This window comes from Nocardia aurea, from assembly GCF_003123685.1.
Lineage (GTDB): Bacteria > Actinomycetota > Actinomycetes > Mycobacteriales > Mycobacteriaceae > Nocardia > Nocardia aurea.
Genome location: NZ_QCYJ01000005.1, coordinates 575749 through 587934, shown reverse-complemented (window position 1 = coordinate 587934; position 12186 = coordinate 575749). Strand labels below are relative to the sequence as shown.

Annotated in this window: 9 protein-coding genes; 5 read left to right on the top strand and 4 right to left on the bottom strand. The window is 68.5% G+C overall.

Translation table 11 applies throughout. The annotated features are described in order from the left end of the window. Window positions 1-38 precede the first annotated feature (38 nt). The gene (locus DAT37_RS03330) at window positions 39-827 is read right to left on the bottom strand and encodes an SDR family oxidoreductase (protein WP_109523109.1); all 789 of its coding nucleotides are present in this window, start codon (window positions 825-827) and stop codon (window positions 39-41) included. Between the two features lie 186 nt (window positions 828-1013). On the opposite strand from DAT37_RS03330, the gene DAT37_RS03325 reads away from it, so the two are divergent. The 4 genes from DAT37_RS03325 (at window position 1014) to DAT37_RS03310 (ending at window position 7209) form a co-directional block, all read left to right on the top strand. Continuing rightward, window positions 1014-2363 (top strand): lipase family protein, encoded by a 1350-nt coding sequence (locus tag DAT37_RS03325; protein ID WP_109523108.1) that lies wholly within the window; start codon window positions 1014-1016, stop codon window positions 2361-2363. A gap of 94 nt (window positions 2364-2457) precedes the next feature. Beyond that, window positions 2458-3267 (top strand): tRNA (guanosine(46)-N7)-methyltransferase TrmB, encoded by an 810-nt coding sequence (gene trmB, locus DAT37_RS03320; protein WP_109523107.1) that lies wholly within the window; start codon window positions 2458-2460, stop codon window positions 3265-3267. Between the two features lie 79 nt (window positions 3268-3346). After that, the gene (locus tag DAT37_RS03315; protein ID WP_109523106.1) at window positions 3347-4069 is read left to right on the top strand and encodes an NYN domain-containing protein; all 723 of its coding nucleotides are present in this window, start codon (window positions 3347-3349) and stop codon (window positions 4067-4069) included. Then, a complete protein-coding gene (locus DAT37_RS03310) occupies window positions 4069-7209 on the top strand; it encodes an MMPL family transporter (RefSeq protein ID WP_109523105.1) in 3141 nt (1046 codons plus the stop codon). The genes DAT37_RS03315 and DAT37_RS03310 overlap by 1 nt, the downstream gene beginning before the upstream one ends. Here the strand turns inward: DAT37_RS03310 and DAT37_RS03305 are convergent. After that, complete coding sequence (locus tag DAT37_RS03305; protein WP_232839467.1) at window positions 7175-9655, bottom strand: DUF2339 domain-containing protein; 2481 nt, start codon at window positions 9653-9655, stop codon at window positions 7175-7177. The two genes, DAT37_RS03310 and DAT37_RS03305, sit on opposite strands and share 35 nt — an antisense overlap. A gap of 123 nt (window positions 9656-9778) precedes the next feature. Further along, complete coding sequence (locus DAT37_RS03300; RefSeq protein WP_109523104.1) at window positions 9779-10237, bottom strand: hypothetical protein; 459 nt, start codon at window positions 10235-10237, stop codon at window positions 9779-9781. A gap of 331 nt (window positions 10238-10568) precedes the next feature. Between DAT37_RS03300 and DAT37_RS03295 the strand changes: the two genes are divergently transcribed. After that, window positions 10569-11759, top strand: a complete 1191-nt coding sequence (locus DAT37_RS03295) for a helix-turn-helix domain-containing protein (RefSeq protein WP_109523103.1) — start codon at window positions 10569-10571, stop codon at window positions 11757-11759. A 22-nt stretch (window positions 11760-11781) separates the two neighbouring features. Here the strand turns inward: DAT37_RS03295 and DAT37_RS03290 are convergent, their stop codons facing one another. Beyond that, a complete protein-coding gene (locus DAT37_RS03290) occupies window positions 11782-12150 on the bottom strand; it encodes a DUF3054 domain-containing protein (RefSeq protein ID WP_109523102.1) in 369 nt (122 codons plus the stop codon). Window positions 12151-12186 lie beyond the last annotated feature (36 nt).

The following is a 12186-nucleotide window of genomic DNA, read 5'->3' as shown; positions in this document are numbered from 1 at the left end:
GTCCGCGACGACCGGTCGGGCGCATCGACGACGGCGGCTCAGTTCGCCGGGCCGCTGAAGAATTTGTTGGCGGTGCGCACCGCCCAGCCCGGCGCGTACTTGGCCGCCACCGCGAGCGCCTTGGCCTGGACACCGATCTCGTAGTGCACCTTCGGCAGTCGCGCGCGTTTGCGGGTCGCGTCCCAGATCCCGGCGGCGACGTCCTCGGCGGTGAGACGCACACCGAGCGATCTGGTCGACGCCGTCTCGACGCCGGCCACCATCGCGGTGGCGACGAAAAGCGGCCAGATCGCGATGACGCGGATGTCGTGGCGTTCCCATTCCAGGTCCAGCGCCTCGGTCAGACTCTTCACCGCCGATTTGGTGGCGCCGTAGGTCGCGAGTTCGGGCTGGCCGTAGATCGCGGAGGCCGAGCACAGGTTCACCACCTGGGCTCCCGGTGTGTCGCGCAGGTACCGGAACGCCGCGTGCGTCCCGGTGACGACCCCGGTCAGATTGACGTCGATGATCGCGCGCTGAGCGTCCAGTTCGAGTTCCTCGAACGGACCGGCCCGCAGGATTCCGGCGTTGTTGACGAGGATGTCCAATCGCCCGGTCGCGGTATGGAAATCTGCCAGACTTTCCGCCCACTGGGTGTTGTTGGTCACATCGAGGATACCTGTTCGCAATGTGCCGCCCGCGGCCGTGATATCGGCGGCCAGTCTGCTCAGCCCCAGCTCATCGACGTCATAGGCACCGACGTGATACCCCCGCTCGGCGAAGAGCATTGCCGTAGCGCGGCCGATTCCTGCTGCCGCGCCGGTGATGAACACCGTCGGTGAATTCATGCTCGGGAGTCTAATGTGGAGGTCTAGCCCTATAACCGGGGTTAACAGACAGATCCGCCTTCGCTCGCTCCGGCGTCATCGCGGCGAGCGTCGGTACGCAGCTTCGCTTTTCGCGTGTGAGCCGGCCGGGCGGAGACGAGCCAGGCCGTGCGAGTTCACGGCCCGGTCCTCGATGAGGAGGTTGCGATGAGCATCGACGCCATCGGTGTTGTCCGCGACGTGCCCGCATCGGGACACCGGGGAATTCCGCCACTGCCGAGCGCCGACCCGTTCTACCGGCCCCCGCGCGGGTTCGCGGCCAAATCCCCCGGCACCATCCTGCGCAGCCGTGCGATCGAACTCGCCCTGTTCGGCCTGGTGCCGCAGCGGGTATCGGCGTGGCAACTGCTCTACCGCAGTTCCGACATGCACGGCACGCCGGAGGCGGCGGTCACCACCGTGCTGCTGCCCGCGGGCGCCGATCCCGATGTCGACCGGCCGTTGCTCGCGTTCCAGAGCGCGATGGACGCCGTCGCCGAGAAGTGTTCGCCCTCCTACGCGCTGCAACGCGGCGCCAAGGCCATCGGCGCGGTCACCCAGTTCGAATGGCTGCTGGTGGCGAACGCGCTGCGGCGCGGCTGGGCGGTCTCCATCGCCGATCACGAAGGACCGCACGGCAACTTCGGGGCGCCGCGCGAACCGGGATACCGGGTGCTCGACGGTATTCGCGCCGCCCTCGCCTTCACCCCGCTCGACCTGCACGCGGAGACCCCGGTGGGCGTCTGGGGCTACTCGGGCGGCGGTATGGCCAGTTCTTGGGTGGTCGAGATGGCGCCGACCTACGCGCCCGAACTCCGCATCGTCGGCGCGGTACTCGGTTCGCCGGTCGGCGATCCCGGCGAGGTGTTCACCCGCCTGAACGGCACGCCGTTCGCCGGTCTGCCCGCCATCGTCATCGCCGCGCTGCGCAAGTTGTACCCGGTACTGGGCGCGGTGGTCCGCGACGAACTCACCATGGACGGGCACCGGTTCGTCGCCAGGGCCGAACGCGCGACCCCGCTGTGGGCGATCCTGTCGCTCGCCAACCAGAAGATGGGCGATTACACGACCGGACGCAGGCTGGAAGAGATTCTGGCCGCTCCGGAATTCACCGCGATGTTCGACGACCTGCGTCTGGGCAATTCCACCCCGGCCTGCCCGCTGCTGGTGGTGCAGCCGATCCACGACCAGGTCATCCACATGGACGGCGTCGACGGTCAGGTGCGGCGCTACCGCGAGGGCGGTGCGCACGTCACCTATGTCCGCGACCGGCTCTCCGAGCATTTCTCGATGCTGGTGATGGCGACCCCGATCAGCCTGGACTGGCTCGGCGACCGCCTCGCGGGCGCGCCGGTGACCCCCGATCGCGACACCACCGTGTGGTCGGTGCTCGCGTCGGCGACCGGCCTGCGCGGCCTGCTGGAGATGGCGACGACCACGGCCAAGGTGGTGCTCGGGCGACCGTTGCGCCAGGAGAGCGCGTCGACGCCGCGGATGGCCGAGGAACGCGCGGCTTGATGTCACCGTCAGACACAGATATTTGGTTCCGCTGACCATGCGCGGATCGCCCTCGCGGGGTTCGATTGCCGGGCCGAGAAATCGATACTGGACAATGGACGTCGTGAACGACGCCGCCAACCACACTGCCGAGTCGGTTCAGGGCCCGCCGTCCACAGCCTCGGCGCCCCTCGAAGCCGGACGACGCTCGACCACCGGCTCCCGCCTGTACCCCCGGGTCACCAGTTTCCGGTCCCGGCGGGCCGCGCTGACCCCGAATCAGCAGGCCTCCTGGGACCGCATGTGGCCCGCTATCGGCCGCGACGTGGGCGACGAACAGCTCGACGCGGCGGCCTGGTTCGGGCGCGACGCTCCGCTCGTCATCGAGATCGGCTGTGGCACCGGTACCGCGACGGCGGTGATGGCCCAGGCCGAACCCGAGGTGAACCTGATCGGCATCGAGGTGTACCAGCCCGGCCTCGCCCAGCTGGTGCAGCGCGTCGAGCGGGAGCGGATCGAGAACGTCCGCCTGCTGCGCGGCGACGCCGTCGACGTACTGGAACACATGATTGCCGAGAAGTCGCTGACCGGTGTCCGTGTCTTCTTCCCCGATCCGTGGCCCAAAGCCCGCCACCACAAGCGCAGGCTGCTGCAACCCGCCACGCTGTCGCTGATCGCCTCGCGGCTGCGCACCGGCGGTGTGTTGCATGTCGCGACCGACCACGCGGGTTACGCCGAACACATCGCCGAAGTGGGCGCCGCCGAACCCCTGTTCACCGGCCTGAACGAGACCACCGGTGGGGCCGGAGCCAACCCGCGCGACACCGCCCCGATCGGCTTCGATCGCCCCGTCACGAAATTCGAGGGCAAGGCGCAACGCGCCGGAAGCACGGTCACCGAGTTCATATGGGGCAAGATCGAATGATGTGCGAGCGCAGCGAGCGATCAATTAGCTCAGCCGTCATGACCGTCATGAGGGTGTCGAGCGCCGCCGAGGCGGAGTTATGAGCGTCGGTCAGATTGCCCACGAGACGGCCACCGGGGCCGATGACGTCGAGGGGGAGGTCGCGGGTCCGGCGGCGGGTCCCGACGTGCGAAGGGTGCTCCTGGTCTGGGACGCGCCGAACCTCGACATGGGTCTGGGCGCCATCCTCGGGGGCCGACCGACCGCCGCCTATCGCCCGCGTTTCGACGCACTGGGCCGCTGGCTGCTCGCCAAGACCGCGGAACTGTCGGTCGGCAGCGCGGGCCGCGTCGAACCGGAAGCCACCGTTTTCACCAATATCGCCCCCGGCACCGCGGACGTGGTCCGGCCGTGGGTCGAGGCGCTGCGCAATGTCGGCTACGCCGTCTTCGCCAAACCGAAGATCGACGAGGATTCCGACGTCGACGCCGACATGCTCGGACATATCGAGCTACGCAGGCGCGGCGCGGGTCTGGCCGGAATCATGGTGGCCTCGGCCGACGGCCAGGCGTTTCGCGAACCTCTCGAAGAACTCGCCGCGCACGGAATCCCCGTTCAGGTATTGGGCTTCCGCGAGCATGCGAGTTGGGCCGTCACATCCGATACCCTCGAGTTCATCGACCTCGAGGACATCCCGGGTGTGTTCCGTGAACCACTGCCCCGGGTGAGCCTCGACTCGCTGCCCGACGAGGGTGCCTGGCTGCAGCCGTTCCGGCCGCTGACGGCACTGCTCACCTCTCGCCCTGCTCAAGGAGTCGCTTAGTGTTCACACGCTGGGGCGATCTGGTCTACCGGCTGCGCTACGCCGTCATCGGCGTGGTGGTGGCCGCCCTACTCGGTCTGGGCGGCTACGGCTTCGGCCTCGAAGACCATCTCAGTTCCAGCGGCTGGGACGATCCCACCTCGGAATCCGCGCAGGCGGCACGGGTCGCGGACGGGGCGTTCGGGCGTGATCACACCAGCGACGTGATCGTGCTGTACACCGCGCCCGAGGGCAAGACGATCGACGACCCGCAGTTCCGTCAGCAGGTCGTCGACAACCTGAATTCGCTGCCCAAGACCTACCCGAACGAGATCGCCAAGATCAACGGCGCGTACTGGCAGACCGAAACCGGGCCCGGCGTTCCGCTGACCTTCGGGTCCAAGGACAAGAAGTACACCTTCGCCTCGGTCGCCATCGTCGGTGACAACGACACCGATATGGTGCGCAATTACCGGAAAGTGAAGGACGTCTTCTACATTCCGGGCGTCGACGTGCAGGTCACCGGCCTGCAAGCGGTCGCGGGCACGTTGAACGACACCATGGCCGCCGACCAGCTGCGCATGGAGATGCTGGCTATCCCGGCCGTGGCGATCCTGCTGTTCTTCATCTTCGGCGGCCTGATAGCCGCCGGTCTGCCCTTGATCGTCGGCGGCCTCACCGTCATCGGCGCCAACGGCATCATCATGTTCCTGACGCGGTTCACCGAGGTCAACTCGTTCGTCTCCGGCGTCGTCTCGATGATCGGTCTCGGCCTGGCGATCGACTACGGCCTGTTCATGGTCAGTCGATTCCGCGAAGAACTCGCCGAGGGGTACGACACACGGGCGGCCGTGCGCCGCACCGTGATGACCGCCGGTCGCACCGTCGTGTTCTCCGCGACCATGATCATCGCGAGTCTCGGCGGCATGCTGCTGTTCCCGCAGGGCTTCCTGAAATCGGTGGCCTACGGCACGATCGCCACGGTGTCGCTGGCCGCGCTCTCGGCGATCACCATCCTGCCCGCCATGCTCGGCATCCTGGGCCCGCGCGTCGACTCGCTCGGCCTCAAACGTTTCCGCAAGACCAAGACCGCCGACGATATCGAGAACGGCTTCTGGGGCAGGACCACCCAGTGGGTGATGAAGCATCCGCTCAAGATCGCGGTGCCGATCTGCGTCCTGCTGCTGCTGTTGATCATTCCGGTCAAGAATCTGGCCTTCGGCGGTATCAACGAACGGTATCTGCCGCCGGACAACCCGACCCGTGTGGCGCTGCAGGAGTTCTATCAGATCTTCCCGCTGAAGAAGACCGACCCGATCCAGTTGGTCTTCGTGTCCGACAACAGCACCGATGTCGGCAAGGTCTGGAAGGAAGCCAACCAGGCGCCCGGCCTCACCGGCAATTTCGAGGTGCCGCAGCGGTCGACCACCCAGACCGACGTCTACCGGACCAGCGCCACACTCCAGGATTCGGAGAACGCCGACCCGACGATCGACTATCTGCGCTCGCTGGAACTGCCCGACGACGTCACCATGTACGTCGGCGGCCAGCCGACGATCCAGAAGGACAGTATCGACGCGCTGCTCGATCGCATGCCGCTGATGATCGCGCTGGTGCTGTTCGTGACCACGCTGCTGATGTTCCTGACCTTCGGTTCGCTGGTGCTGCCCATCAAGGCCGCGCTCATGAGCGCGTTGGGACTCGGTTCCACCCTGGGCATCCTGACCTGGATCTTCGTCGACGGGCACGGGGCCGGTCTGCTGAATTTCACCCCGCAGCCGATCATGTCGCCGGTGCTCGTGCTGATCATCGCGGTGATCTACGGATTGTCGACCGACTACGAGGTCTTCCTGCTCTCACGCATGGTCGAAGCGCGCTCCCAGGGCGCGTCGACCACCGAGGCGGTGCGGATCGGCACCGCGCAGACCGGCCGGATCATCACCGCGGCGGCACTGATCCTGCTCGTGGTCGTCGGCGCGTTCGCGTTCTCCGACCTGGTGATGATGCAGTACATCGCCTACGGCCTGATCGCGGCGCTGTTCATCGACGCCACCATTCTGCGCATGCTGCTCGTGCCCGCCACCATGAAACTGCTCGGCGACGACTGCTGGTGGGCCCCCGCCTGGATGAAACGCATCCAGGAGAAGATCGGGCTCGGCGAACCCATCCTCGACGACGAGCGTCCCGGGGGCGGCGAGGTGGTCGACCTGGTCAAGACCACCCCGATCACCGATCCGGTCACCATGCAGATCCCCGCGGTGGAGGGTGGCAAACTGCGCCGCTCGCCGCGCAGGCCGCGCACCGTCGCCGAGATCGAAGCCGAAGCGCCGACCGCGCGTATCGGGGCGGTGCCGAGGGCCGCCGGTCCGCGCGCGCAGGTCCGCAAGCCGGGCGACCCCACACCGACCCGTTCGACAGGTCCCGATCCGAGCAGGCCCCGCTCCGCACCCGCGCAGGCCGATCCCACACGTCCGCGTGCGGTCCCGCCCGCGGTCACCGCGCCGGAGCCGGGTCGACACGGCGGGGAACCCGCGCGACCGGTGGGTGAGCCCACCTGGACCGCCCCCTCGGCCGAGGGGGTACGGCCGCCGTCACCGATCGAGTCCACGAGAACGCAGTCCGCGGCCGAATCCGCGAGAACTCCCGTGGAGCCCGCGAGGACTCCGTCCTCTGTCGACTCCGCGAGGACTCCGTCCTCTGTCGACTCCGCGAGGACTCCGTCCTCTGTCGACTCCGCGAGGACTCCGTCCTCGGAGCCGGATCTGCCGCCCACCGAACCCGCGCCCGCCGTTTTCCGAACCGGTGATTCGGCGCGCAGCGCCATCTCCTCGGATATGGTCCGGGGCGTCCGATCGGGCGGCGATCTGCCCGAGGTGTCGACACCGCGGGTACCCGAAGTGTCGGCGCCGCGACCGGTCGGCGAGGCGGAGGCGACGGGCCGTCCGCATCACGAATCGCACGGACCCGATTCGGAGTCTGCCGAGAATGCCGATACCGCTGAGACTCCCGAGGAGAACCGCAGCAGTATCGAGAACTGGATGGCCGAACTCCGGTCGTCCCGTCGTCGCGTCGCGAGCAACGCCGACGAGGGCCGCCACCACGGGAGTGACGGCCGCACGGTCAGTGTCAACGAACTTCTTCGCCGTCGCGATCCCGAGTAGCCCCCGCCTCCGCGAAGGCACGGGCATACCGGGTGCCGACGACCAGCAGGAGCACACCGACCACCAGGAACGCGGCGACGCGGACCAGTCCGTCGAGCGTCGCCAGATCGAACAGGAACAGTTTGACGAGGGCGGCGGCGGTGACGAGCAGTCCCGAGCCGAGAGCCACCTTGGCCACCGCCGCCGAGCGTGACAGATTGCGCAGGCCGTACAGCAGCGCCGCCGTCGCGCCGACCATCCACAGGATGGTGGCGGCACAGTGTCCGATGACGAATCCGTCGGCGACCCCCGACGCCACCCCGATCGACACCGTCGCGACCGTCACCGCGTAGAGGGCGACGGCGGCGGCCACGATCCACAGCATCGATTCCTCGGTGTCGCCCGAGGACATCGTCGGCAGTTTCCTGATCCCCCACACCGCGACCGCGACCACGGCCACCGCAAGAACGGCGGCGAGCACCGTCGAGATATCCAGGTTCTCCTGCGCGAGTCGTTGCGTCGCGAGGATATTCGGCGAGGCCACGACCAGGAGTCCGAACGCTCCGAGCGCCGCGAACGCGCCACCGATGGCCGCGGCCACCCGCGAGCGCACCTGTCCCGCGACACCGAGGAAGCCGATGGCCACCAGCAACAGCGCGATCGGCGCTGTCCGCCCGTCGGTCACCCGGAAGCACACCTCGAGTAGCGCGAAGGCACCCGCGATCGCCGCCACCGTCGCGGTGTGGCCCGGAACGCGCAGCACCGCACGCAGTTTCGGGGACAGATACGCGGCCGCGACGGCGAGCAGCACCGCCGCGTAGATCGCGGCGACGACGACCGCCGCGCGACGTTCGAACAGGACCGGCATCGCGAGCAGCGGTGTCGTCGCCATCGCGAAGGCCAGTGACGCGATCACGTCGGAGGGCCGTCCGCGCACGCCGAGAACCGTGGTGACCAGCCCGATCGCCGCGATCGCGATCGCGGCGGCGAGCAACCAGTTCACGCGATCGGGTGCGGGCTCGTCGAAGGTCGCGATCGTGATACAACCCAGCGTCGCGAGGACGGCGGGCAGTGTGCGCACCACGTGCAGGACCGGCCAGTTGCGAACCAGTTGCACAGGTGCGCAGGCCAATTGGAGCACGATCAAGAATCCGAGCAACATCAGTTCCGAGGTCACCACCGGTGACAGCGCCGCCGCGCCCGCGACGACGAGCACCGCCAGCGGCTGCGATTTCCATTCCATCGCCAGTGCCACGCCGCCCGCCGCGACGGCCAGCGCCACCGCGAGTCCGAGTACCGGATGCAGCCAGTCGTAGATCGCCGTCACCGCGACGACGTCGAGATAGGCGCCCGCGATACCGGTGGCCGCCAACGCGATTCCGCCGACGCGGCCGCCCGCGCGCCCGAAAACCCGCATACCCGCCCCGACCAGCACAGCCGAGAACACCGCTCCGGCACCGACTCTGAGCACCGGTCCGAAGTATCCCGCCTGCGCGGCGAGCACCAGCAGCATCACCACACCGATCAGGGTCACGCCGACACCCGCGACCGCGAGCACCCGACTGATCACCCCTTCCCGCTGCCACCACGGAGTCCGCGCGACGGGCGCCTTCCGCACCGGAGGCACCGGCGGACGCCACCCCGGCGGCGGCCCGACCGGCGCACCCCAACGCGGTGCCTGACCGGGACCGTAGGGGGGCATCACCATTCCACCGTGCGCGCCGGGGATCGCGGCACCGGGAGGCACCGTGCCGTAACCCTGCACCCGGGCACCCTGACCCGGCCACGGTCCCGGCGCCGGTGGAATCTGCGAGGACGCCGCCACGGATGCACCGCCTGCGACGTTTCCGCTCAGGGGTGAATTCTCCGGTGGCACAGTGGCCGAACTAACAGCTCCAGGAATATCGGGGGTTCCGGGCACAACGGGAGAGGCCGGTGTGGTGGTCGAATCGTGCCCGAGCCCCGTCGCCCCGGTGTCACTTGACGCTCCGGCCGCGCTGGTTGCGCCGTGGCCGGTCAGCGTGCCCGATGCCGCTGCCCCGGTCACGCCGATTCCCGTGGAAGCACCACTTTCGGCAGGTGCGCCGGATGTACCGCCCGCCGACGTGCCGGAATCAGCCGACCCGTCTGCCGAATTGGGCACGTCGGCGTTGGCAGGACCATCGACATGGCGCACCCCGGGGGCAGAAGGTCCGCCGGGCGCAACCTGTCCGGCGGATCCGCCACGGACATCCTGCGTTCCGGGGGCAACAGGTGCGCCGGGACCACCCGCGGGCCCCGGCCGAGCACCGGGACCGGCGAGCGGCGCGGGCACCGGCGAGATGCCGGGGGCGGCGCGGTGGGTTTCGCCCATGAGTTGGGCGTGCAGGAGGTCGAGATCGCGGCCGAGTACGCCCATCTGCGTGCCGAGCGCGGTGAACTCACCCGAGAGCCGTGTGATCAGCGCCGGGTCGATAGAGGTCGTCATGTACTCATGGTCGGTCCCGTACGGGTTACCGGGATGAGTAGAAACACCCGAACGGGGGCCGATAAGTACCCGACCGGCCTCCACCCGACCGAGATCGGATGGAGGCCGGGGACGCCGGTTGGCCTACGGGGTCGGCGCCCGCGTGCCCGTCACCTGGTGCACGGCGTTCAGCACGGCCGAGCGCGGTGGCATGCGCAGCACACCGGGAGCCGGTTCGCCCGCCCAGTGCCAGCCCAGTGCCGAATCGGTGGTCGGCAGCAGGACTTGACGTCCGCCGGGAACCACCACGACCTGATGTCCGGACAGGAACCGCCGGATCGCGACGTCCAGCGGCGGCGCCGGGCTCGGCGGCGCGACCAGGAAGGTCCAGGTGCGTTCGCCGGGATCGGCCACCACCGGCGCGGTGAAATTCCGGTCCAGCGTGGCGAGCACCGAGCGGCCCAGTTCCGGCGGCATGACCACCGCGCCGAGTACGGATCCGGTGACGATCATCGGACGACCGGCGAGCAGTTGCACCGGAAGTCCATAGCGATGTCGCAGCAGGCGCGCGATATCGTGTGGTGTCTGACAGCGTTCGAACATGACGTTTACCCCTCACCGCGATCGCCGGACAGTACGAGTAACGAGTTCTGCGTCGGTAGGAGCAAATCGCGCAGTCTGATGGTGCGCTGGGTGTCGCGCGCCGTTCGATCTGAATGTGCACCCGGCTCGGTCGCGCGATCGGCGCGAGGAGCCCGCACTGTGGTGTTCGGCATCGTGATCATTGCCGCCGCCCTTTGCGTTCTCAAAGTTGCAGAAAGGCAACGGTATTCCAACCGGGCGGCGACGAGTCGTACGTAATGTCCCACTGTGCTCGACCGCGATCGCTTAGCGTCGTACTCTGAAACCCGGATGTAACAAAGGACATGGGTACATGGACGATTCGTCGATCGGCGTGCGGATCAGGCGCTTTCGCGGCAAAGCGCTGACGCAACGTCAACTTGCCGATCAAGCCGGGGTGAGTGTCGATCTCGTGCGCAAGCTCGAGCAGGGCGGACGGCAGACCGCGTCCATCGCGAGCCTGCAAAAGCTCGCGCGCGCACTGGATGTCGACATCTCCGATCTCGTCGGCAAGCGGCACGGGATACCTTCCAGCAACCCCGACGCGGGCATCGTGGCGATCCGCCGAGCGTTAACCCCCGTTGACGATCTTCTCGGAGAATTTCCCGACGAACAGGCCGTCAGCCTCGAAGAGGGCAGCCGTTCGGTCGATTACGCGTGGGGCGCCTACTGGGCCGGTCGCTACGAACTGCTCACCACGTTGCTGCCCTCCGGGCTCACCCAGCTGCGCGCCACCGTGCACGCCGCGCGCAACGGCACGGTCGCGCCCGCGAACGAACTGCTGGCGCGGATGTACTGGGTCACCGGCTGCACCCTGGTCCACCTCGGCCAGACCGATCCGGCCTTTCTCGCCGTCCGGCAGGCGCTCGGCGCGGCCGAACACGGGGGTGATCCCCTGTTGCTCGCCACGATTCGCGGTTCGATCGCGTGGCAGCTGCTCGTGCAGGGCCGCTACGAGGAATCGCGCAAGGTCGCCTTACGCGCCGCGTCCGAACTCGAACCCAACGGCGACGAATGCCCGGCGCACCTGTCCGCGTACGGATCGCTCGTCCTGCAAGGCGCGACGGCCGCGGGCCGGGGCCAGGACATCCACGAGGCATTGTCGCTGGTGGAGGCCGCGGGCGAAGTCGCGCTGCGTATCGGCGGCGACCGGCAGGACTACGAAACCTATTTCGGCCCCTCCCAGGTGGTCATGCAGACCGTCGACGTGAACGTCTCCTGCGAGCGTTACGCCGAGGCATTGGCCGCCGCCAAGGCGATGCCCAGCAACGGCGGTCTCCCCCAGGCCTCACGGGCTCGCCACATCGCCGACACCGCCGTGGCGTGGACCCGGACCGGCCAATACCAGCGCGCCCTGGACGCACTGCTCAACGCCGAACGCGTCGGCGGTGTCGACTGGATGAAATACCAGACCCTGCCCCGCCATATCGTGTCCGAACTGCTCGACCACGACCGTCGAGTCCCGCTGCGCGCGTTCGCCCGCCGCATCGGCGTCAACGACTGACCGACGGGCCCGATCCCGGAGCTCACCGCAGGGCGGTCACCGCCGCGCGCCAGCCGAGCAGGAACAGCGCGAGCACCGTCGCCGCCACCGCGATGAAACTCGCGGCGGTGCCCTGGCCGCTGATCGCGCGCAGCACCATGCCGCCGCACAGCGTGCCGAGCCAGACGAGCACGCCGGTCGGCCAGAGCGCGATCCCGTCGATCGGACGGTCGCCCGCCCCGCGGCTCGCGAGCACGCGCACCGCGATCCAGCCGAGGGCGAGGCCGATCGCGAACGGCCACAAGGTCTTCAGCAGACCGGTGAGAATCGCCTCGTCGTGGCTGCGCCGCCCGATGACGCAGAACAGGATCACCAGCAACACATCGACCAGCCACGGCGCAACTTTTTTCACGGCCGCCAGCGTAGTTCCAGGGTGAACGGCCACCGG

Excerpts from the sequence above, each read along its gene's own strand:
- trmB (WP_109523107.1), top strand. The coding sequence starts at position 2,458 with ATGGACGTCGTGAACGACGCCGCCAACCACACTGCCGAGTCGGTTCAG.
- DAT37_RS03295 (WP_109523103.1), top strand. The coding sequence starts at position 10,569 with ATGGACGATTCGTCGATCGGCGTGCGGATCAGGCGCTTTCGCGGCAAA.
- DAT37_RS03305 (WP_232839467.1), bottom strand. The coding sequence starts at position 9,655 with ATGACGACCTCTATCGACCCGGCGCTGATCACACGGCTCTCGGGTGAG.
- DAT37_RS03330 (WP_109523109.1), bottom strand. The coding sequence starts at position 827 with ATGAATTCACCGACGGTGTTCATCACCGGCGCGGCAGCAGGAATCGGC.
- DAT37_RS03300 (WP_109523104.1), bottom strand. The coding sequence starts at position 10,237 with ATGTTCGAACGCTGTCAGACACCACACGATATCGCGCGCCTGCTGCGA.
- DAT37_RS03315 (WP_109523106.1), top strand. The coding sequence starts at position 3,347 with ATGAGCGTCGGTCAGATTGCCCACGAGACGGCCACCGGGGCCGATGAC.
- DAT37_RS03325 (WP_109523108.1), top strand. The coding sequence starts at position 1,014 with ATGAGCATCGACGCCATCGGTGTTGTCCGCGACGTGCCCGCATCGGGA.